Genomic DNA, 22245 nt, shown 5'->3' on the forward strand with positions numbered 1-22245 from the left:
TATCACGATATTTCAGTGATCATTCCAACCCATCCTTCCTGATCATACATGATGTACTGAACCTTCACCTGAATTCTCTTAACTCCTGCCTTTGTCCTCACTCTTAGATTGTAAGTAAAGTAGTATATGTTACCGTCCGTCTCGACATCAGCCTTCTTGGGAAACTCAATCACGTAATCGTACTTTTCAGAGAGCTCCTGGATCTTTGTGGTTAGCCTCGTGATTATATCCTTCACGGAATCCCCATAGATGGGCTCAAAGGTTATGGCCCTTAACTCCTCCTTGAACGCAGAAATGCTTTCCGTCATCCTGAGCTTTCTTGTTTTTTCTCTGGTTTTCGCATCCACGGTATTCATTGTATCGGCCGAGAATAAAAATATCCCTGATCGCGTCTCTAGAAGTAAAAGTCCTCAAATAGCTTCCTTATCCTCCAACCCTCCTCCTCCAGCCACGCTATCCCTTTCTCTATATCCTGCCTTAGCCCCCTCACGTTATCTTGCAGGCCCACACTGGGGACGGAAAATGACGCGATTTTCTCTTCATCAATAACGGTATACATGTTCTCCAGTTTACTACCGAAGCCTAGTAAAGATCTGTTTCTTCCCCTATACATCAGGGGAGATACAACCTGTGTGAAGCCGTAGTCATCCTTCGCCACCAGGAGTGGAAGTATTACCTCCAGTTTCTCGTCAATGTAGATGGTCCTTCTGGCTAGGGATGCGAGTTCGTTGAGCTCCCTCCTTTTCAATTCCTTAACGCTCTCGAGAGCAGATTTTACCTCATTAACAATCTTTCTTGAAGCCTCAAGCTTACTGTCTACCTGGGCTAGTTCTTGGTTCTTCTTCGCAACTAGGGAGTCAATCTTTTCCTTGTAAACCCTTATCTCTCCCCTGTACGGCTCCAGGGCTTGGTTAATCTGTGCTTCAAGGTCCTTCATTAACTTGTCTTTTGCAGATTCAAGGGAGGAAACCTGTCTTTGAGAGACCGATCCGCTTTCCGCATCCAATCTCGTCTTGGCTATAACCCCGTATATCTCGGAGAGCTTTGGAGCAAACTCTAGTACCTTCTTCTTCACCTCTTCATAGGCAACTGGTTTCCTCTGTTTCAGGAGTTGTTCCAGCTCTCCCCTAGTTTTGTCTATCTCCTGGTCGTACAGGGACTCTATTCTCTGCCTTTCCTCAGCTATCTTTCCAATGAACGTGTCTGAAATCGCGATAAAGCTCTTGATGTACTCATCCACCTTAATCAGCTCGGAGTTCACCACGTCCTGAAGCCTCTTCCATTCCTCTACCTCTAGAGACGCCATCTCCTCCGTTATCTTCCTTTCTAGGATCTGAACTGGCAGGGACATGGATGGGTTTTTCAGGAGGGTTGTGATATCATCTCCTATCACGCCCTTTAGCCTAACGGACTCCTTCCCTCTGGGTTCAGCCCAGGGAATTTTCCTAACCAAGTTCAGGAACTCGTCCGGTGTAGCCACCTTTGAAAAGGAATCAAGATAGTGCTCGTAATCCCCCAAGACAGTTCTATTAAATGTGGTATCTAGTTTTCCTGTCTCGTCAATAAGAAGATAACCACCTGAATCCTCCATCCTCAAGAGAAGGATGGGCCAGCCCAACAAGGTAACGGAATTAACTCTTGTTCTCTTAGAGAGTACCTTAGAGAGCGCTACCACCAGCTGTTTCTCTGGAGAGAGTGGAGAGCCACTGGTGTCCACTACTAGGGCAACTTGGACAGTCTTCATGTGAGAACTTTAAAGCAATTCCCCACTATAATTCTTTAATCTTATGATCAGATAAGGCCTGTCTTCAAACGTAATTGGAGACCTCTAGGACCATTCTCTTCACTCCCTCTACGCTCTGAACGAAACTCGGATCTAGCTCCTCAAAATGACTGAGAAGTTTCACGGTTTCTGTAATACCTCTCTCCACTAGTAACCTGTCAATATGAAGGTTTCTCTGCCCCATTAGCACGGCCAGTTTCACTTCCTCGGTCTTAAGAAATTCATCCAGCTTACCTGCCAACCCTAGGGCCTTGAGCGAGTCTGCCCTGTTCACGGTCTTCGCCCAGGGGTACTTCTTCTTTACCTCCTCAAGGGCTTCGCTGTCGTAGGCCATATCGTTCAGAACTTCCATAATGTCCCTGGAATCGTCCTCCTTCCTCTTCCTTACCAGATCCGAAATGAAGGCGAAGAAATCCTGAGTTATTTTCACCTCTCCTTCCTCAGGATAGGGGTAGATCGAGTTAGCCGTTGCATCATCCCTTATTGCGGAGAAGGCCTTCTCTATGTCCTTCCTAGCCTGCTCCAGGGGAAGGGGTTTACTCAGAATCACAGATGACATCCCTACAACGGATATCACGTCCACACTTATCAGGAGCTGAACTGCCTCACTATATCCCGGTTCAGCCAGTTTGGGGTAAAACTTCCTGCTCCTCAGGTAAAGGTTGGGCCAGCTCACTAAGCTGAAGAGTATGGGACTCTTGGAGTAGTAAATTTTCATATAGTAACCGCCATTCAATCTTCTGTACACGGATACAGCCTTGTCCTTATCTATTCCAGCTTTGACCGCAAGCTCTATAAAATCCAAGATTATCAAGAAGAGAAAAAGAACGTCTGGGATTAAAAACTAGAGCTTACCTCTTGTCTATGTAGCCCTTCTCGATAAGGAGCTCAGCGGTGAGCACGCCCCCTCCTGCGGCCCCTCTAACAGTGTTGTGGATAAGCGACACGAACCTTATGGTCCTCGGATTCACTTGCTTGAGTCTGCCCACTACGACACTCATTCCAGGCGGATTCCCTGCCCACCTATCGAAGAACACCTGTGGTCTGGCATCTTGAGTAGTAACTAGGATTGGCTTCTCTGGAGCGGTAGGTAACTTCAAGTCCTGAGGTTCTCCCTTGAAGGACTCCATTGAGTCCATTACCTTTCTTACGTCTGTGTCCTCCTTGAAGGTCACGTATGCAACCTCGTAGTGTCCGTGAATTGTGGCAATCCTGTGTGTTGTAGCGTCTAGGGTTATCTCGTTAACACCTGGTTCCGGAACGTTCCTCTTTACCTCGGACAGAATCCTTGTTATTTCCTTCACGGTCTTAGCGTCATATCCATCCCCCAGCGGGAGAGCGTTGTCCACTATATCCAAGGACGCGATTCCGGGGTAACCTGCACCTGATAGGGACTGCATTGTAGTTATCATTACTCCGCTCATCTTGAAGTTCTGATAGATGGGGGTAAGCGGAATTGCGGCCCCCTGAGCCGTGCATAGGGGTGTGGTAACTATGAATCCCTTCCAATCTCTCCTCTTTCTTTGTTCATCTATCAAGGTTACAGTATGCGGATTAACCTCAGGTATTATCATGGGGACGTCCATGTCAAACCTGTGATCAGGAGAGTTGCTCACTACATTGAATCCCAGTTTAGCGAATTGCTCCTCTACGGGTCCCGCTGCACCCTGCGGTAATGGGGAGAAAACTATGTCAACGTCATCCATCAGCTTCGGATCAGTGGGCTTCACTTCTTGGTTTGCTATTTCCTTGGGTACATTTCCAACAGTTTGCCATCTCACTATCTCTCCATAGGGCTTTCCTACAGAACCTTTTCCTGCAAGATATGCCGGCTTAATATAGGGGTGATCCGCTAACATTCTAACGTACTCTATTCCAACCAGGCCTGTGGCCCCGAGGATTGCGGCCTTTAACGTTCTCCTCATGAGTATCACTAACTATTCTGCACTTGTAGAATATAAACTTACTTTAACCGTATAAGTTCTACAGTTTATACTCCTATAGAAATAAAAAATGCCTCAACGAATCCGCTCACCATTAGGGTCACGGCTACCACTCCTATCACCAGTGCATAGGTGGGAAGTTCTTTCCTCCAATTACCATTTAGAATCGCCCTGGTCATGAAATAGCTCTCCGTCATCATGGCTGTATAGGAAACAAATTCCATCCAGAAGAACGGGAGAAATGCCTCTAACGTGGGAAGCGCTACGCCGGGCACTCCTTCAAAAGAACCTATTGCAGAGAAAGCGTAACCCGTGTCCGCCATAATGAACAGGCCCGCGGGAATACCAACAAAGGGAAGGGACATGAAGAGGGATAGAAAGAAATTATGTCCAGCAATAGATGTTCCCATACCTACGAGGCCCTGACTGGGAGAGACCGTGGAATTCAGGGAATTCATTATCTGTTGACCCACCTGTGGAGAACTGGGAAGGGAGGCAACCACGAACAGGACAGTGACATTCGCTATTAGCAGAATGAAGTAAATCTTAATCCTGGTAATATTCATGCAGGTAATTGTGTCCTAGAGGGAAAAAAGGCTTTTCAATAGTTAAACTAGAACAGCTCCCCTTGCCGAGGAGGTCACCAGTTTTGCATATTGGGCCAGGAGTCCAGACTTGTATCTAGGTTCTGGGGGTACCCAGTCCTTTGCCCTACTCTTGAGCTCCTGCTCAGAGAGCTCTACGTCAAGTTTCCCCTTCTCGCCGTCAATCACTATCATGTCACCATCCCTGATAAGCGCTATGGGTCCACCCACTGCAGCTTCAGGGGCTACATGACCCACCATTAGACCCCTTGTGGCTCCTGAGAACCTTCCATCCGTTACCAAGGCAACCTTCTCACCAAGTCCCTGCCCTACAATTGCACTGGTTACTGCAAGCATCTCCCTCATACCTGGACCTCCCTTCGGTCCCTCATATCTTATTACCACTACATCTCCCTCATTTATCTTCTCCTTCAGCACCGTCTCGAATGCCTCCTCCTCTGAGTTAAATACCCTGGCGGGTCCCCTGTGATATCTGATTTTGGCAGCGGAGAGCTTCACCACCGATCCCTCAGGTGCCAGGCTACCCTTTAGAATCCTTATACCACCTGCTGGAAGAAAGGGGTTAGAGAGGTCCCTGACCACATGATCATGCTTAACGTCCGGTATTCTGTACTCTGAAAGGTTCTGTGCCATAGTCTTTCCGGTGACGGTCATAACATTACCGTGAATCAGTCCACGGTCCAGTAGCTTCTTTAGGATCAGGGGGGCTCCCCCGACCTTGTATAGGTCGGCCATGACGTAATCTCCGCCTGGCTTCATGTTAACTATCTCAGGAACCTTCTTGCTTATCCTATCGAAGTCGTCCAGGGTTAGGGACACCCCTGCCTCGTGGGCTATGGCAAGAAGGTGGAGAACTCCGTTCGTGGAACCTCCGCTGGCCATTAGTAGGGCAATTCCGTTCTCAAATGCCTCAAATGTAAGTATGTCCCTAGGCTTAAGACCTATTTCCATTACCTTCATCAATGTCCTCCCAGTCTCCTTGGCGTACTTGGTTCTATCTGAGCTAACCGCGGGAGGAGCCGAGCTTCCGGGGAGGGAGAGTCCAAGGGCTTCGGACAGCATCGCCATGGTGTTCGCTGTGTATAATCCGCCACAGGCTCCAGGGCCAGGTATGGCGTTATCCTCCATTATCCTGAGATCTTCAGCAGTTATCTTCCCCGCGGAGAACGCCCCCACGGCCTCGTATACATCTCCTATGGCTATATCTTTCCCCCTGAAATTGCCCGGTAGAGTGGTTCCACCATACATGTAAACTGAGGGTATATTGAGTCTGGCCATGGACATCATGAGACCCGGCTGGGTCTTATCGCATCCACCTAGGGCCACAAATCCGTCGTAGCCGTGTCCATTCACTGTGAGCTCTACGGTGTTGGCTATAACCTCCCTGCTGACCAGGGAGTACTTCATGCTCTCGCTTCCCATGGCTATTCCATCTATGAGTACGGGGGCCGTGAATGTTCTGGGTGTACCACCCAGTTCCCTGATGCCCTCCTTCACAACCTGGGATAGACCCAAGAGGTGTATATTGCAGGGTCCAGCCTCGTTCCATGCCACTGCCACTCCCACGAGTGGCTTGGAAATATCCTCGTCGGTCAACCCCATTGCCTTGAGGAAGGCCCTGTTGGGTGCCTTCTCGTAACCACCATAAACCTTGTTAGATCTCGATTTGTCGTACATACCGAATAGGTTAATGTTTTAAAGGTATTTAACAGTTGATCATTCACAAGTGATTTAATTGGTCTTTACTGATAGGTGAGGAGTGCACGTCAGGATGATCTTCACTAGTCCGGTCCTAGCATTATATTTGCGATTTAATTAGGAATTGTCTCAAGAGTTTTAAACACATCCTTAAAACAGTCACGCGTACATTAAGTTGATGACCGAAATAGCCACTCTAGGTGGAGGATGCTTCTGGTGCACCGAGGCAGTGTTTTCAAGGGTAAAGGGTGTCCTGAGGGCCGAACCGGGATACGCTGGTGGTTGGGTTCCTGACCCTACTTATGAGCAGGTCTGTTCAGACACCACGGGCCATGCGGAAGTGGTTCAGGTGGAATTTGACCCTGGCGTAATAACGTACAGGGAGCTCCTCGAGATCTTCTTTGAAATACATGATCCTACCACGAGGAATAGGCAGGGAAACGACGTTGGTTCCCAGTACAGGTCTATCATTCTTTACCACAATGAGGAGCAAAGAAGGATTGCCCTAGAGGTGATAGAGAAATTGAATAGAACCAAGTTCAACGGAAGGATTGTCACTGAGGTGGTTCCCTACACAGGTTTCTACAGGGCTGAGGATTACCACTTTAGGTTCTATGACAGAAACAGGGATTATCCATACTGCAGGTATGTCATCAGCCCCAAGGTGAAGAAGCTAATGGAGCGCTTTCCCTCAATGGTTAAGTTGAGGGAGAGTTAGTAAGTCTAGTAAATTTGTCTAGAAACTTCCTCGATGAATGGTAGTACAAGCTTGTCATTTGCTTTTCCAGCTACTATTTGACTCAGCCTGTCCAGTGCCGGTTCGTTAATCAGCTCTCCGTTGAACAAGAAACCGTTAAATGGCACAATTACGACGCTATCAAATTCTGGGACAAGGGTCTTTATTTCCTCCAATTGCCGAATGAACTTATCGGGGAAAGGCGTTGCCTTGTTAAGCACCAGTATCTTCTTGGTGGGCCAATCCCACTGCTCCAGCTTGATAAACGGTAACTCCGTGACCAGGATTGTCAGGTCCTGTGATCCGTCCACAGCCGAAGGCTTTATGTCGTAAATGATGAAGTGGGGTTTGGGATCCCTTCTGAATCCAACATTCCTTAGATAGGTTCCTGCAATACCATTATCGGAAAGGTCCTTAAAGTCCACCCTGTAACCCATGATCTTCAGTCTGATCAGGAGGTAGAGAGCCACCATGGTCTTCCCTGTTCCCCCTTTTCTACCTGTAACATAGACCTTCATCTGACCTCACCTAGGTGTTTTATACAGTCCAGCGAGAAGTGACTGCTCCTCATCCTGAGACCAATGAGAACATCAAACATCTCCTTCCTATTCACTGGAACGAATACTGAACCCAAGGGCCTACAGAACAATTCCCTGGAGTTCACCGTCACTTGATCCTTTTCAGCCTCCTTGATCTTTACTACAGCCATATCGGTCATCCATCTATTGGGTCTAATCAGGTACTCCTCATCCCTTATCGTTCCGTTTACCTCTCCAACCGACAGGACCTCTTTCTGATACTTGAACTGAACGAAGGTGGTCTTTTTCAGAAAATAGGCCAAAACTCCTGTTCTCGGATCAGTGATGGGGAAATCGCGTCCGATCACGAACTGTCCTTCCTTGGGTTCAAGTGCATCCTCAACCTTAACCTTCGTGTCCATGTTCCACGTCAGTTCCCTGGGATCCCAAACGAGCGCAACGCCGGGTAAGTTGAGCATCTCCTCCCTTCTGATTCTCGGCTCAATGGAGAAAGGGGAACCCTCAATAGAAGTACGTACTCCGCTCTCTCTCAGGGCACCGCCTACCTCCAACGTTTCCTTTAGGGTTGAGGGTAAGGGGTAAAGAACTACCTCCTTATATGAACGTAATTTGTCAAAGACCCTAGACGCCTCAGTCGTGTCCATAATTACCTCAACTCTTCGATCCAAGGTCCACGATGGCGTGTTCATTAGATCGGACGCATATTTTTTATTTAACATCTTTTACAGATATTCGCCTTTCAACGCTTATATGCTTTGTTGGCAGTGCCATCTATCTCTGACATTAGAGCCTTTAAGCATTATAATCTAGATATTAAATAAATAGAGCATTAAATACTAAAAATGCTTCTGTTAGATTTGGTAAATGAATATTCAGAAGTCAGAGCTTTTTAACTATATAATAAGTTTATAATTTTAAATGTGGCAAACTTACTGGCTGGTAACATGCCCTACAAGGAAACGCCGAAGATGATGATAATACGAGGTTTGATGCAGGTAATTGTGGTCTACATTCTATGTAGATATGGCGACATGTATGGATACCAAATCAAACTTCATATTGAGAAGCTTCACAAGAAGAAGATTCCCCACGGGGTAATGTACACAACTCTAAAGAGGATGGTTAAAAATGGCCTGTTATCTCCCTATACCAAGGAAGGAAAAACCTTTTACAGGGTAACCCCTGACGGGAGGGATTTCCTGCGAAATCATCTTCACATACTAGACAACGTGGATGAGATAATAAGGGAAATCCTTGGCTACTGTTCTGTCACATTTGAGAAGGAAGGTCTAAAGAAAGAATAAATAAATGCACTGGACTCAAAATAAATTATGATATCAAGTCCAGCTTCCAAGAGTTACTTGGATCTAGATTATGCCAAGGTAACAGATTACCTTGTTAACAGATTAAGGGACTATATCCGTGATTCCGGAAAGAAGGGAGGAGTAGTGGGAGTAAGCGGTGGAATAGATTCTGCAGTAACTGCGACTCTTCTTTCCAAGGCAACTCAAAACTTCTACTTTCTGGTCATGCCCTCCAGTAGCACTCCAAAACAGGATATTGAGGACGCATTATATCTAACAGATATGCTGGATGGAAAGTACAAGAGAAGCATTATTCATATTGATAACATCGTAGAGGACTTTTCCAACGCAGTGGGCACCCAAGACAGGTTAATTGTGGGAAACATAAAGGCTAGGACTAGGATGATCCTTCTCTACGCTTTCGCGCAAAAGTTGGACTATCTGGTTGTGGGAACCGGTGACAAGTCCGAGCTTCTCCTAGGATATTTCACCAAGTATGGTGATGGTGGAGTAGATGTTCTACCCATAGGGGATCTGTTCAAGACACAGGTGAGGAAACTGGGGGAGTACCTCAAGTTACCCTCAAGGATAGTGAGTAAGCCCAGCTCCCCAGCCTTGTGGGAAGGTCAAACGGCCGAGGGTGAGCTTGGGGTTTCCTATGATGTTGCCGACCCCATCCTCTACCTCATGGAGAAGGGAAAGAGCGACTCGGAAATATCCTCAGAACTTGGAGCTACTCCTGAGCTGGTTAGAAAGATTAGATTGATGGTTGAGAAATCCAGGCATAAAAGGCTACCCCCGGAGATTTTCAGGTTAGGTTAAATCGGCTGTCCCCATTCCCTCTAATCACTGCAATCTTTAAATTCCATTACCGCACAATAATGTTGTGATTTCACAGAAAAGTGATATTTTCCGTTTCCTTGTTCTCATTTTGATAATCATTCTACTGCTTATATCTCTGGTTTTTCCCCTGGCCATCTTTGGAGCAATTCTTCTCTCTAGTTTCGGACTATTTCTAAGCAAGACATTTATTCCCATAACACTTTTTATGTTGTTACTGTTAGCATTACATGGAGACTTTTATCTTATAGGAATTATTCTTATAATAGGGTTTCTAGTACTTAACTTTTTAAAATATATTCAAAGAAATCCATTCTAATTTCATCTTCTGTTCTAGTTTAATTAACAGGCTTTCCTTGTATTTTAAGTCTGTTCTAAAAGATTTAATATCGTTTCTAAAGCTTAGGATTAAGATATACATAGACTACTAGTACTTATGATGAGGAAATTAGATGAGGTAATGAACGGAAAAGGTTGGGATACCAGAAGAAAAATACTAGAGGAATTATATATGAGACCAACAACTGCATACAGTTTAGCTAAGAAACTAGAGCTAAATTATTCCACAGTAAGATATCATCTAGACCTTCTAGAGAGAAGTGGTCTGGTAAACCATCAAAGGAGAGGATCGAGACAGGTATATGTTGCAACCAAGAATGTTGAGGTACTGAAAATAATTTAAGCTGGCAAGAAACCAACACTTTTTTGTGGATTTCTCGATAACATTCATGCTGATTTATGTGGTTGCGCTGGGGTTAGGGAAGGTACTGGGAAAGTCCTTTCCTAAGGTGAGTGATGCTGTAGTCCTTGTTCTAATCTTCTCCATAGCTTTGTGGGGAGGTTCCCAAGTTATTTCTGGTAATACCCTGTCTGGGATCGTGTTGGATTCTCTACTCCTCTCCGCATTTGTTGTACTAGTAACCTTTGCTGTGGGGCTTGTATTCAACAAGAGGGTTAACATTAAGGGAAAGATCAGCCTGGTTTATACACAGTTCAAGTATGGGGCACCTCTTGTTCTAGGATTACTAACCGGATTCTTGGCTAGGCCCTCGCTTGACTATTCCCAGATCATAGTGTATGAACTTTACGTTCTGGCTCTGGTCATCGGGTTCAATATAGGGAGCGAGATTAAGTTCAGGGCTATCTTACATGTGACTAAGGAGGCCCTAGTTACCACGCTTGTGGTGATATTGGGGGCTGTAGTTTGCGCCTTGGCCTCCTTCGGGCTAGGGCTTCTACCTAACCTTAAACTGGCTCTGGTCATGTTTCTAGGAGCCGGTTGGTACAGTTACACGGGTCCTATAGTTTCCACGTATTACGGGCCCATCTATGGGGTAATTGCCTTTTTGACCAACTTTTTCAGGGAACAACTTGCCTTCCTCGTGGTCCCGGTCCTGGTAAAGGCCAAGCCCAATCCATACTCAGCCATTGCCATAGGAGGGGCCACCTCGATGGATACAACCCTAGGATTATATTCCTCCATATTCAGCGGGGAGTACTCCATTAGCGCAATGATGAGCGGTGCCCTACTCACCTTGGTTATTCCCATAATATTACCCTTAATTCTATCCCTTTAATGCGAGTATCTGCACTGAAGCAACATTTTAATCTATGATTATAATTCATTAATCATGAGTTACTCTTGCATTTCAAGGTTTAACAACTCTTCAGGTTCCTTCAAGTTCTCACATAGTTCATTGAGTTTGGGGGTGTAGGAGATGGAAGCTCAAAACGGGACTGTTCTCAAGGTCTTCCAATCTGACTTCTACATAAACGAGATGGTCAAGGTCTGGGAGGAGGGAAAGAAGTGGGCTGACTGGATAAGCGAACTTGCAGGCCGTTACGGTCTGGGCAAGAGGGTACTGGATGTTCCCTGCGGAGTGGGTAGGGTGAGTTACTATCTGGTCTCGCAAAAATTCGAGGTCACAGGGGTGGATATTTCCGACAGGATGTTGGAGATAGCTAAGAAGAACGTATCTGGTGCGAAATTCATCAAGGGAGATATGAGAAGGCTCAGCGATAGTCTGGGAAACGAGAAGTATGACATTGTGATAAACTTGTTCAACAGCCTGGGCTATTACGACGAGGAGGACGATATGGACATTCTCTTTTCCATTAAATCAGTGACCAAGGGGATGGCGGTGCTCAATCTGGACAACAGGGACTACGTAATATTTAACATGCCAGATGTCAGATATTCCTACGTTCCGCCCTACATGGTCGTTGATACCTCAAGGTTTGAGCCCACGACCTCCAGAGTTGAGGTGATAAGGAAGTATCTTGATAAAAAGGGAAACGAGGTAGGATCACTGGAGTACAGCCAGAGATATTATAGTCTGCATGAAGTTGTCAGGATGGCAAAAAGGGCTGGATTTAAGGTGGTGGACGTGTTTTCAGGCTACTCCTGGAAACCCTTCGAGATCGGAGATCCGCAGATGACACTCGTGTTATCGACTTCCTAGCTGGCCAGTTTCCACGCGTACCTGAGGACGCGTAGCCATTCCTCCCAGGAGAGTCTCCCAGTTCTGGTGTTAAGGGGACTGGGATGATAACTTCCCACTAGATAAATTCCATTCACGAATCTCACCTTGAGATGACCGAACGTCTCCTTCACTCCCAGAACAAGAGAGGCTGATTTGAAGGCCACTGTGCCCAGAGCTAGGATTACCTTGAGATCCTTTAGCAGTTCAATGGTTGCCCTAAGGTGAGTGGAGCAGTTGAGTATCTCCTGCGTTTTAACCACGTTCTTAGGAGGAGCACAGCTTACAGCGTTGGTCAGAAATACTCCCCTCAGGACGAGTCCATCATCTCTACTCACTCCCTCTCTTAGGTTGGATAGACCCAGTTCGTAAAGTCCTCCAATAACCCACTTCCCCGTTTCATCTCCCGTGAAAGGCCTCCCGGTTCTATTCCCTCCATGAGCTGCTGGGGCCAACCCCACAATCATCATCTTGGCCCTGGGATCCCCAAAACCCGGAACGGGCTTCCCCCAGTATTCCTGGTTGAACTTTCTTCCATTCAGTGCAACGTCCTCTGAGAATTTCCTCAGTCTTGGACAAAGATTACAGGCTAGAAGGACCCTGTTTAATTCCGAAATATCTGCGTATTTCATTGAGGATTTCTTCCCTCACTCTTTCCCTATTAACCGGTGTTAATTCATACTTTTTGCCCTCAATGTACATGCTTCTATGTACGGTGGCAACAAAGGGCTTACTTGAGGACAGGATCTCCTGAATGAGATTCCAGAGCCCCCTTACCCTTTTCTCCATGGGGCCAATCTCGTCAATGATCACTAGCTCGGACTCCTCAATGCCATCCTTAACTTGGGAAAGGAGTGGTAAGGAATCCATCACGAAATACCTGCCAACTCTCTCCTTCCCTATGGGTTTAATCGAGGCAAGGGTACACGAGCCATTTCCAATCACCACAAAGGAGAATCCAGTTCTTTCACCCATCTCCCGTATTTCCTCCGTATAGAAACCTCCTATCCTCAATTCTCTCAGATCGTTCACTAGACTCTTTACCAGAGTTGTTTTCCCTACCCCTGGTCTACCTGTTATGAGTATCCTCAGGCTTTCCTTTGAATCTAAGGAATTATTTTGCATTTTTCTCTCAGTTAAGAGTATTCTGCGGAAAAGGTTTTTGTACCTATGTCCCAAATATGATATTTGATCAAGGTAGGGAAATTGAGTATTTTACAGGTAATTTCAGATCCCAAGGTGCCTAAGGTTAAGTGTTCGCTAATAGACTCCACCGGAACGCAAAGGAGCATAATGACGATCTTCCTTCAGGATAACGGAATTCACGTTCACAAGGAATTGGAAAATGACCATTACATCATCCCGCCGGTTCCGCAGATAGGTGCACTGATCAGGGAGGTCATTGAGGAAGTTGCCGAGGAACTTAACGCCAACGCCATAGTTTTCAGGTACGGAGATGAGCAGGCTGAGGAGGTAGATGACTTGGTCCTCAGCGACGCATGGTATGATATTGAGCGCCTTGCCCTAGCAGCTTCCAAGCATGCGGCTCTGTCTGAAGAAATAGACGCGAAGGTGATCCTGGGAATAATCAAGTTCTCGTCCTTCATATATGCAGCCACTGCCATCAGGAAAGAGGATACTTTCCCCCTCTTTCAGATCTATATGGACGCGTCAACGGAACTTCCCTTAATAAAGATCTACAATGAACTGGGGCAGCTTATGGAGGAGAGGAGAGAGAAGGTGGAGGACTTTGAAACCTATGTTAAGTCCCTCGTCTCCTCAGAGGACGTGACAGTGATTTATAGAGAGTCGGCAATAGATATACCCTCTCCCAAGGAAATCACAGCAGAGGATGGTTCAAAGTATTATGTGGCGGTAGTCTTCAAGTATTTCCTGGGCTTCCTCCCATCGTCCTCCGTTGCTGAGGTAACCAATAGGAGGATCCCTGTTAGGGGTAAGAGGAAACTTGTGAAGACCTTAAGGGCTCTCCTGTACTTGGAAAAATTGGGTGAGGAAGGGGGAGTGGACATTGTTATTGGTAGTCACGCAGTTCCCCTAAATCAACTCTTAGAAGAGCTGGCAAAACTTTCCGAAAGAGCCAGGACAATCCTCACTAGGAGGAAGCTAGTTTACGAGCCAGAAAAGGTTTTAGAGGAACCACTGGTTAGGGAGCTGAGGAACTACAAGCCTGAGTACACATCGGGGGATGTCTACCTGGGAATAAGGGTTATTCCCGTGGGTTTTATAGTTGTAGCAAGGAATAAGGAGGAGTTCGATCACGCTATACAGAGAATAGCAAACGGCCCTACCTCAGACGGTTATGAGATACTCGACGAACTGGTCAAAAAGTCCGTCTCCGGATACTTCATTGGTTACCTCATGACCCTTGAGGAAGCGTTAATAATTTACACCGATATTACATCTGAGCTGATGAGAAGTGACAAATGAGGTTTTCATGCAAGTTCAATCCTTAAGGTTCCTTCCCCAGTGGTGGTCCCTGAGCAAGGGCGAGAGGGCAAAGATTCTCGGACTGGTCAAGGAGGTGGAGGACCAGGAGGGAAAGAACTTCATTTCCATGAAGAGATATGCCTCAATTAACCGTTCCTCATCCCTCGTTTACTGGCTTTCCAGCGAGAGTACTTCCCCTCTTGTGAAGTTCAGGTCGTCCCTCCTCTCAGCACTTAAGGGATACGCAGATGAGGATGTGTTGCTCTTCTCGGTGTTCAGACCATCTCCCTACACCGGGGGCAACTTCAATCCCAAGGAAGTACTTAATTCCCCTCCCTTGAAGTACTTCGTTGCCTATCCCATGAAAAAAGATGTGGAGTGGTACCTGATACCCTTCAAGGAGAGGGAGGATATCATGAGGGAGCACATCAAGGTTGCAAAGGAGCATCCAGGAAATAAGGGGATAAGATCATACACCACTTACTCCTTCGGAATAGCAGACTATGAATTTGTGGTAATTTACGAAATCCCGTCTTTACCAGAGTGGATAGAGGTGGTTGAGGCGCTCAGAGAGGTTAGGGCTAGGAAGTGGATAACAAAGGAGGAGCCCCTAGTTACCGGGGAGCTCATGGACCTAGAATTCCTTTACTCTTGAGGTAATATATTCCTATTAGTGTCTTTGCGTCCTGTATATTCCCCTCATCCATCAGCTTTTCCACCTGGCTTAACTCCATGGGCCTTACCTCTATCACTTCGTAGTCCTCTGGCTTAGCTCCCACGTACTTTAGATCCCTTGCAAGGTACAACCTCATCACCTCGGTGGTGATGCCAGGTGAAGGATAAAAGGACATGACCTCAGTGATGGATCCAGCCTCGTAGCCGGTCTCTTCTATGAGCTCCCTCTTAGCGGTGGAGAGGGGATCCTCTCCCTCCTCTATTGAGCCAGCTGGCAACTCGTAAATCCACTTCCCTATCACAGGCCTGTACTGGTAAATCATCACGATCTTGTTCTCGAGGAGGGGAAGGAGAACAACGGATCCCCTGTGATTCACGTATTCCAGTTGCCTCTCCCTTCCATTTGGAAGGGGTACCTTCTCGACGTATACCTCAAATTTCTTGCCTGAGAAAATTCTCATGGGTTAGTCCAGGATCTTTGTTTAAAGTATCTTTCTACCTTAAGGTAAAGTTTCTCCCAGTCAATTTTGAATAGCAGGATCCCCAGCACTGCAAAAACAACTGAGGAGATAATCCCAAGTTCCACAGGAGAGGTCCTTGTAATTTTCCCGATCTGAAGCAAACCCTCAGCCTCAATACCTATTTCCAATGAGCTTTTAAGTACCTTGGATGGGATTGTTACCTCCATCATTTTGAGGAGGGATGCCTTGCCTGCGCCACCTATGAGGAAGACAAAGTCATCAAACGGGAAAAAGGGCATAACCGCAGTGATGAAGATTGCCAGATAGAATGATCTTCCCCCAATTATTCTGTGAAAGAAATTCACGTTCTTGTTATGTTTAAGCCTACTTCCAACTCCATACCCTATCCCATACATTACACTTTTGGCAATTCCCGCACCAACTCCAGAAGCTACCACAACTTCCGCAAAATTCAGGGGAGTGAATCCAAACCTGAGGAGGACTGTAGAGGATATTACTGTGTAGGGAGCCCCAAAGAAGGGAGTGGCGTTGGAGGCAAAGGAAATGGCAAAGATTAAGGCAAGGTAGTAATAGTCCATGGATAACACGGGGCTGGTTGTCTTATTTACCTTATGGAAATAAATAATTAGTTAATGAAGCTTGTCATCAACATGGATTCGGACATGTTAAATACCAAGCTTATTGCCCTTAACGTGGATGGTAAGCCTATCATGGATTTTCAACATAAAGTGTACGGAGATAAGGACAGGAAGATGATACTTGAGATAGGGGGCCTTTACACTAAAGGTGAACATACGTTGGAACTGTTACTTGAAAAGGGACTGTACAAGAAGTACAAGTTCACTCTCTAACAATTTTTTTAATTTCTTGCATGAGTGTCGCAGTTCTTCACGTTATTTAATCCGGGGCCAACACCTAATAGGTTTTGTCGAAAAGGTTTAAATGAAGAATTAGACTTTTCTCATGCATGTGTCTATTCTGTAGCATCATTTCTGGGGTAGAACATGGATACTTTGTTTACAGGGATGATGAGATCTCAGCTATTCTAGACAAATATCCGTCCGCGCCAGGACATACCTTGGTCATGCCCAATAGGCACTATAATGACCTGCTAGTGACCGATCCCGCTCTCTTAACACCAATCATAAAAAAGACGGTTCTCATAGCCAGGGCGATAAAGGAGGTACTAAACGCTTCCGGCGTCAGAATATTGACAAACATTGGAAGGAGTTCAGGTCAGGTTATATTTCACACCCATATACACATTATTCCTAGTTGGGAGATAACACCTTCGGTATTTTCCAACTTCGAGCCGAGGAGAGTTCAAGATCAATCATACTATGAGTCATTGCAAAAAGTTATAAGTCAATATATCAAAAGTAGCATCGAGAAGGAAATTAATTAAGGTGAAACCTTTGGGTATTAGAGAAGAGCTGGAGGGCCGTTTTGGTGATAGTTTCTCAGATTCGCTGGTTGAGCGCCTCTCCCACACCGCAGACATGGGTTTTGTACCGCAATTGGTTTGGACTGGAATGAAAATTAACATCATCCCAGATTATGTGGTTTATCCTAAGAACGTTGAAGATCTAATTGATTTGGTGAAGATAGCCAACAAGTATAACGTCCCCATAACTCCCTATGGCAGAGGCACCAATAGGTATGGAAACGCCATACCTGCAGACGGCGGTATATTAGTTGATTTCTCTAAGATGGATAAAATACAAGTAGATGATGTAAATAAGATTGCCATAACTGAGGCCGGCGCAACGTGGAAATTCGTAGATATAGCAGCCCAGGCAAGGGGGCTTCAGCTCAGGACCTTCCCATCCTCCTATGACTCCACCGTTGGAGGCGGGGTTGCAGGGGACGCTTTAGGTATTGGTTCCTATCAATATGGTTATATCTGTGATAACGTTGCGTTCGTGGAAATGGTCAACCCCAAGGGCGAAGTGGTTAGGCTCGAGGGGAAGGATCTAGCTATCGTGTGTGGTGCCGAGGGTACAACGGGTCTGATTTATAGGGTTGGCCTGAGGTTAAGGCCATTTTCGCCCACCGAGTCATTAGTTCTCTCCTACGATAATTTCGAACAGGCATACAGGGGTATAGGTGAGTTCTACAGGGAATCAATACCTGCCTGGCATATTCAGGTGAGAGGTCCAGCGATCTCTACTTACATTGCGGAGAACTTCAAGGCATCACTGGCCCCCGAGAAATGGAACATGGTAGTCCTTTATCCTTCTAACGTGTCTTCCATAGTTGAGCCGAAACTGTATAGAGTTGCTCAGAACACTGGGGCTAAGACCTTTGAGGGTGAGTGGACCGGTTGGTGGTCCTTCAATCACGGTGTAAACGCAGCATTAAGAACTAAGGGACTCCTAATTCATCAGCACGGTTTAATTCATTATACTAAGATAAAGGAGCTAGTTGACGGTATTCAGGACAACTTGGGTAAGCTTGGAGACCTAACCCCTGATGGTGGATTTGACCTAGACATAGACCTAGAAAGAAGGGAAACCCTCCTAGTGAACGCGTTTACCCAAGTTTCCCTAACTCCTACGGATAAGAAGATCCTCTTTGAGCTGGCAAAGAACACATTGATGATGGAACAATACATCAAGGTAGGAGGGTCGATGCTCTCGGTAGGGATATTCGTTCATAAGTACGCCAAGAACAGGCTCACTGCAATGGGTAAAGTATTCCAGGAGATGGGAGTAGACAGATACGAGGTGATGAAGAAGTATAAGGAGGAAATGGATCCCAATGAGATATTTAACCCAGGAAAAGTGTTTGAGCCCAGCAAGAGAGCCAAGGAAGTACTGGACATTGTGAGAAAACAGAATGAGGCCATGAGATACAGGTTTGGGATTGGCTTCGCCAAAAGGATATCTCCTGGCGGAGAAATAGAGGGCTATAAGGTAACGAAGAAGTACCTTGACGTATTCACAGACTATGCCATAAAGTGCATAGACTGTGCCATGTGCGTTACCGTTTGTCCACAGTACAGGTTAATTCCGCAGTGGCCCTACGCCCCTAAGGGCATGTTTGACTTCACCAAGGGGCTAATTTCCATGTTTGAGCTAAATGGGAGAATTGACGTCCCTGATAGCGCCATAGCTGAGATATCTGGATGCCACAAGTGCGGTCTATGCGACGGCGTTTGCTCAGCTAGGATTCCCATCTCCTCAATGTTAATTAAGCTAAGTTCCATGGTGGCTAGGAAGGTACCAGAGGAGGCCACAACGGAGATACCTATCCCCGAAAAATACAAGGACGTCATCTCGGACGACGCTGAGATAGGGGTCTGGCTAGGTAAATACCTTGCGGAGAACCCATCAACCATGTTCGCTACCTTGGAGATGTTTAAGAAACTGGGACTGAAGGTAAAGGTGTTCGGCACCTCCCTGGACAGCGGATTTAATGATTATATAAGTGGAAATGGTAACGAATTAATTGAGAAGATAAAGAAAAACTCTGAACACATAAATGTAGTTGAACTCATCACAGTCTCTCCCGAGGATTATAAGACCTTCACCGAGGGATATCAAGAGTATTCGAGGTTAAGCGGAGTTAATCAGACCTTCGAGGTAGTACCACTTGACTTGAGGTTACTGAAGTCCATGCAGATCGAGGGGAATGAAGAATTGAACCTTCATGTGGCATGCTTCTCTAACACTTACGCCGACGAGATACTGAAGAGATTAAGGGAGAAGGGATTCAAGGTTAAGAAAGTTGAGGGATGCTCAGGAGCAACCCTAGAGAAGAACGTAGGGAAGAGAGCGGATATGATGGCTAAGGCCTTGGGCGAGAGGTATGGCACCTTGGTCACATTGTGTCCCCTGGCTGCAGTTAAGTTCAGGAGCGTGGGGGTTAACGCGAAAACCCTTGTGGAATTCCTTGCTGAGAAAGTGGGTGCAGGAGTTAAGGTGGAGCAAAGGATAGTGAAGATTCCAGACTCCGACAAAAATGCTATCATGAATGTGTTGGTTCAGTCTTTGACAGACAGCCTAAAGAAACGTGCGTCGCTAATAGCAGATACAGTGTCCTTCATGTCCTCTGGTATAGATGAGTACAAGAAAATAATAGAGCCCATAGTGACAGAGGCCATTGATGAGGCAACGCCCTCCGTGAAGAACCTTATAGTTTCCCTGGCATCCAGTAAATACACGGGTAACGATGCCTCGGAGAAAGCGCTTATTCTAAACCAATACTACAGGGAATTTAACAGTGTTCTAATGTCATTAACCCTTGATACAGTAGTTTCTGCCGTGGTACCTGAGGTTAAGTCCAAGTCCGTAGATGAATTCTCGGAGAGAGATCTAGGTCTAGTATTATTGGAGCTACTTAGGGAGAAGCTTGAGAGAATAAGGGCGAACGTGGTAAATCAATAAAGTTTTTCCTTCTGCGTTTCCGGAGATTATAATTACCTTAAATCCTCTTTCTCAGCATGCTTTTCATTGTAAAACCTAGGCCTCGCTACCTTGAAATAGAGGCCTACGGTAGGGAGGGAGTAGTAATCTTTCCTACCTATCTTCCTGGTTCCTATCTGGTGAGGGAACTGGAGAGGAACATCGTGGAAATTGAAGGGGTCAGGGTATCAAAGAACCGCTTTTACGTTAGGGATAAATTCAGGTACCTGGTCTACGCCTCCAGTAAGGATCAAAGGGAGGCCATCTCAACCTCTGATTACCTCTTCATAAACCCTCCAGCAGTTTTTCCCTATCAGGACAGGGACGAGAAATACTGCGTTAAACTTGATCTCAGGTGGCCGGTGGGCACAACGTTGAGGAGAGAGGGAGATTCCCTGTGTGCAGATGACTATGAAACCTTCATTGATTCGCCGATTCAGGCGAGTCCGAATCTTAGAACCATTGTTATAGACGATCATCATGAAGTTTCCACGGTGGATGACTTAGATACCAGGGGGATAGCCTCAGCAATCAGGGAAATAGATAGGGAGATGGGAACTCCTGACAGGTACGTTTTCTTCTTCAGGAGATCTGACAGAAATTACGGTGGAATTGAGCACCACAACTCCTCTGCCATAGTGGTTAACTGGGATAGGTCGGATCTGGTAATGCTAATGGCCCATGAATACTTCCACAGCTGGAACGTGAAGAAATACAGGCCCAAGGAACTAGAAATGGACCTTGAAAAGGAAGCGTATACAGATCTGCTGTGGTTTGCAGAGGGAATAACTGACTACGTGGCCTGGCTATCCTCCACAAGGAGCGGTGCAGTAAAGAGAGAGGATGCTGGAAGATACATGGCCAACGCCATCTCCAAGCTTACATTTCCTGGAGCCAGGAGAATGTCACTTGCCGAATCATCTAGAACAACATGGATCAAGTATTATAGGCAGGACGAGAACTCTCTCAACTCCTTGATTTCATACTATGAGGGAGGTTTGGTGCTGGGTCTGATACTCGACGCCAGGCTGAGGAAGAAGGGTGAGACTATATTCAGTATCTTCAGAAACATACCCTTCAGGTATGCATTCGCCGACGTAGATCGCTATCTCAAGTCTAAAGGTATAGATGACCTGGAGGAAATGGTGTATTCCCCCTCTCATATTCTCCTGGAAAAGCTTCAGGAGGTGGCCGAGCTCCAATTTCTGGACAGGGGAAGTCCCTATCTCGGGTTGATGATGGACGGCAATAGGATAACCTACGTGGAGGATGGATCCCCTGCAGATTATGCAGGTCTAATGCCACAGGACATCGTCATCGCATCGGATAACGTAGTCAAACCCATCGAGGTTAAGGCACAGTTGGAGCTCCTTATAAACAGGGAGGGGCGGGTGAAAAGGCTTCTGGTTACCGCTGGGAGCAACCCTGGGCATAAGGTAAAGTTCTCGATGAAAGGAGAGACTGCCAACGCCCTGCTCAGCATGGATTACCTGGAGGGAACCTCTTCCATTAACTTAATGTGAAAGGTCTCTTCATCCAGCGTTATTCCTGGGAGCTCCTTCTATCTTGGTAGTGAAAATCGGCTCTCCGTCACGAAAAACTTCCATTTTCCCTTCGTTAATATCTATAATTCCATAGCACTTGTACACCTGGGACGACTCAACACGCAGGTAGTTTACTTGGACTCCACCTAAACTCAAGACGGTGTAACTGTAGCATCCACTCATGTGGCCGTTGAGGAAAAGAATGGGCTTCAGTTCCTCTATGACCTTCATCATGAAGACTGCATACGTGTCATAACTCATCTGGGGATATAGTTCGGGCAGGTAGGGTGGTTGATGTGCAAGAAGGATGTCTAGCCTGTCGTTCCCGAGTCTCCTCTTTATCTTTTCCACCCATCTCTTAACCTTGGACGTGGAGATGTGATATGGCTTTGATTCCTCATCAGAAATGAGGCCATTAATTCCAGAGATCCTGATTCCATTAAGGTCCAGGATCTGCCCTTGTCTCAATGAATAACCTTCGATCACGGGGAAATTCTCGTGATTACCGTAGACCGTAACCAGCTCAGTCCTAGAGGTTATTGATCGCATATCGTCCTCGGAGACCTGATCCCAATCCCCAGCTGATAGCAAGGCGTCTGGTCTCTCCACGTCTATTAAATCCAGTAACCACTGAACTGCCCCTGACTCATCCACTCCCTTAAATGGCTTAAGTGACTTGTGAAGGTCGCTCACAAAGAGAAGCTTCACAATAATCAGTTCGAGATCCAGTTAAAGATCTTTATGTGACGAAGAGTGAGATTG

Annotated in this window: 25 protein-coding genes; 12 read left to right on the forward strand and 13 right to left on the reverse strand. The window is 46.2% G+C overall.

Annotated elements, in window-relative coordinates:
- Nucleotides 1-2 precede the first annotated feature (2 nt).
- From L3N51_RS03770 to ilvD, 6 genes are all read right to left on the reverse strand, one after another.
- Entirely contained in the window at nt 3-347 is a 345-nt protein-coding gene (locus tag L3N51_RS03770; RefSeq protein WP_238025569.1) for a hypothetical protein, read from the reverse strand.
- A 47-nt stretch (nt 348-394) separates the two neighbouring features.
- The gene (locus L3N51_RS03775) at nt 395-1744 is read right to left on the reverse strand and encodes a hypothetical protein (RefSeq protein ID WP_238025571.1); all 1350 of its coding nucleotides are present in this window, start codon (nt 1742-1744) and stop codon (nt 395-397) included.
- Nucleotides 1745-1808: 64 nt separating this feature from the next.
- Nucleotides 1809-2597 carry a hypothetical protein gene (locus L3N51_RS03780; RefSeq protein WP_238025572.1) on the reverse strand — a complete coding sequence of 263 codons (789 nt, stop codon included), beginning with the start codon at nt 2595-2597 and terminating at the stop codon, nt 1809-1811.
- A gap of 37 nt (nt 2598-2634) precedes the next feature.
- A complete protein-coding gene (gene asd, locus L3N51_RS03785) occupies nt 2635-3708 on the reverse strand; it encodes an aspartate-semialdehyde dehydrogenase (RefSeq protein ID WP_238025573.1) in 1074 nt (357 codons plus the stop codon).
- Between the two features lie 65 nt (nt 3709-3773).
- Complete coding sequence (locus tag L3N51_RS03790; protein WP_238025574.1) at nt 3774-4292, reverse strand: hypothetical protein; 519 nt, start codon at nt 4290-4292, stop codon at nt 3774-3776.
- A 42-nt stretch (nt 4293-4334) separates the two neighbouring features.
- A complete protein-coding gene (gene ilvD, locus L3N51_RS03795) occupies nt 4335-6008 on the reverse strand; it encodes a dihydroxy-acid dehydratase (protein ID WP_238025575.1) in 1674 nt (557 codons plus the stop codon).
- A gap of 199 nt (nt 6009-6207) precedes the next feature.
- Here ilvD and msrA point away from each other — a divergent pair, with 199 nt between their 5' ends.
- Nucleotides 6208-6747 (forward strand): peptide-methionine (S)-S-oxide reductase MsrA, encoded by a 540-nt coding sequence (msrA, locus tag L3N51_RS03800; RefSeq protein WP_238025576.1) that lies wholly within the window; start codon nt 6208-6210, stop codon nt 6745-6747.
- A 5-nt stretch (nt 6748-6752) separates the two neighbouring features.
- On the opposite strand, the gene L3N51_RS03805 is transcribed toward msrA, so the two are convergent.
- Nucleotides 6753-7283: a hypothetical protein gene (locus L3N51_RS03805; RefSeq protein WP_238025577.1), complete on the reverse strand. Its 531-nt coding sequence runs from the start codon at nt 7281-7283 to the stop codon at nt 6753-6755.
- Nucleotides 7280-7993: a hypothetical protein gene (locus tag L3N51_RS03810; protein WP_238025579.1), complete on the reverse strand. Its 714-nt coding sequence runs from the start codon at nt 7991-7993 to the stop codon at nt 7280-7282. Before L3N51_RS03810 ends, L3N51_RS03805 begins: the two co-directional genes overlap by 4 nt.
- A gap of 231 nt (nt 7994-8224) precedes the next feature.
- Here L3N51_RS03810 and L3N51_RS03815 point away from each other — a divergent pair, with 231 nt between their 5' ends.
- The 5 genes from L3N51_RS03815 to L3N51_RS03835 all read left to right on the forward strand — a co-directional run bounded on the left by L3N51_RS03815 (nt 8225) and on the right by L3N51_RS03835 (nt 11910).
- The gene (locus tag L3N51_RS03815) at nt 8225-8608 is read left to right on the forward strand and encodes a PadR family transcriptional regulator (protein ID WP_238025580.1); all 384 of its coding nucleotides are present in this window, start codon (nt 8225-8227) and stop codon (nt 8606-8608) included.
- A 27-nt stretch (nt 8609-8635) separates the two neighbouring features.
- Nucleotides 8636-9430, forward strand: a complete 795-nt coding sequence (locus L3N51_RS03820) for an NAD+ synthase (protein WP_238025582.1) — start codon at nt 8636-8638, stop codon at nt 9428-9430.
- Between the two features lie 454 nt (nt 9431-9884).
- Complete coding sequence (locus L3N51_RS03825) at nt 9885-10130, forward strand: ArsR/SmtB family transcription factor (RefSeq protein WP_238025584.1); 246 nt, start codon at nt 9885-9887, stop codon at nt 10128-10130.
- Between the two features lie 46 nt (nt 10131-10176).
- Nucleotides 10177-11025 carry a lysine exporter LysO family protein gene (locus L3N51_RS03830; protein ID WP_238025586.1) on the forward strand — a complete coding sequence of 283 codons (849 nt, stop codon included), beginning with the start codon at nt 10177-10179 and terminating at the stop codon, nt 11023-11025.
- Nucleotides 11026-11166: 141 nt separating this feature from the next.
- Complete coding sequence (locus L3N51_RS03835) at nt 11167-11910, forward strand: class I SAM-dependent methyltransferase (RefSeq protein ID WP_238025588.1); 744 nt, start codon at nt 11167-11169, stop codon at nt 11908-11910.
- Here L3N51_RS03835 and L3N51_RS03840 read toward each other — a convergent pair.
- Nucleotides 11907-12560 carry a uracil-DNA glycosylase gene (locus L3N51_RS03840; RefSeq protein WP_238025590.1) on the reverse strand — a complete coding sequence of 218 codons (654 nt, stop codon included), beginning with the start codon at nt 12558-12560 and terminating at the stop codon, nt 11907-11909. The two genes, L3N51_RS03835 and L3N51_RS03840, sit on opposite strands and share 4 nt — an antisense overlap.
- Nucleotides 12511-13053 (reverse strand): nucleoside-triphosphatase, encoded by a 543-nt coding sequence (locus tag L3N51_RS03845; RefSeq protein WP_238025591.1) that lies wholly within the window; start codon nt 13051-13053, stop codon nt 12511-12513. Before L3N51_RS03845 ends, L3N51_RS03840 begins: the two co-directional genes overlap by 50 nt.
- A gap of 63 nt (nt 13054-13116) precedes the next feature.
- Here L3N51_RS03845 and L3N51_RS03850 point away from each other — a divergent pair, with 63 nt between their 5' ends.
- Complete coding sequence (locus L3N51_RS03850; protein WP_238025592.1) at nt 13117-14376, forward strand: hypothetical protein; 1260 nt, start codon at nt 13117-13119, stop codon at nt 14374-14376.
- 7 nt (nt 14377-14383) lie between these two features.
- Nucleotides 14384-15031, forward strand: coding sequence for a chlorite dismutase family protein (locus tag L3N51_RS03855; protein WP_238025593.1), 648 nt, complete (start codon nt 14384-14386; stop codon nt 15029-15031).
- Here the strand turns inward: L3N51_RS03855 and L3N51_RS03860 are convergent.
- Nucleotides 15003-15512: an NUDIX hydrolase gene (locus L3N51_RS03860; RefSeq protein WP_238025594.1), complete on the reverse strand. Its 510-nt coding sequence runs from the start codon at nt 15510-15512 to the stop codon at nt 15003-15005. The genes L3N51_RS03855 and L3N51_RS03860 overlap by 29 nt on opposite strands.
- Nucleotides 15509-16111, reverse strand: coding sequence for a hypothetical protein (locus L3N51_RS03865; protein WP_238025595.1), 603 nt, complete (start codon nt 16109-16111; stop codon nt 15509-15511). Before L3N51_RS03865 ends, L3N51_RS03860 begins: the two co-directional genes overlap by 4 nt.
- A gap of 54 nt (nt 16112-16165) precedes the next feature.
- Between L3N51_RS03865 and L3N51_RS03870 the strand changes: the two genes are divergently transcribed.
- The 4 genes from L3N51_RS03870 (at nt 16166) to L3N51_RS03885 (ending at nt 21462) form a co-directional block, all read left to right on the forward strand.
- Nucleotides 16166-16384: a hypothetical protein gene (locus L3N51_RS03870; protein ID WP_238025596.1), complete on the forward strand. Its 219-nt coding sequence runs from the start codon at nt 16166-16168 to the stop codon at nt 16382-16384.
- A gap of 116 nt (nt 16385-16500) precedes the next feature.
- Entirely contained in the window at nt 16501-16938 is a 438-nt protein-coding gene (locus L3N51_RS03875; protein WP_238025597.1) for an HIT family protein, read from the forward strand.
- Nucleotides 16939-16948: 10 nt separating this feature from the next.
- Nucleotides 16949-19921 carry an FAD-binding and (Fe-S)-binding domain-containing protein gene (locus tag L3N51_RS03880; RefSeq protein WP_238025598.1) on the forward strand — a complete coding sequence of 991 codons (2973 nt, stop codon included), beginning with the start codon at nt 16949-16951 and terminating at the stop codon, nt 19919-19921.
- Nucleotides 19922-19977: 56 nt separating this feature from the next.
- The gene (locus tag L3N51_RS03885) at nt 19978-21462 is read left to right on the forward strand and encodes a M61 family peptidase (RefSeq protein ID WP_238025600.1); all 1485 of its coding nucleotides are present in this window, start codon (nt 19978-19980) and stop codon (nt 21460-21462) included.
- Between the two features lie 9 nt (nt 21463-21471).
- On the opposite strand, the gene L3N51_RS03890 is transcribed toward L3N51_RS03885, so the two are convergent.
- Nucleotides 21472-22191 (reverse strand): metallophosphoesterase family protein, encoded by a 720-nt coding sequence (locus L3N51_RS03890; RefSeq protein WP_238025602.1) that lies wholly within the window; start codon nt 22189-22191, stop codon nt 21472-21474.
- Nucleotides 22192-22245: the final 54 nt, after the last annotated feature.

This window comes from Metallosphaera javensis (ex Hofmann et al. 2022) (genome assembly GCF_022064045.1).
Classification (GTDB): domain Archaea; phylum Thermoproteota; class Thermoprotei_A; order Sulfolobales; family Sulfolobaceae; genus Metallosphaera; species Metallosphaera javensis.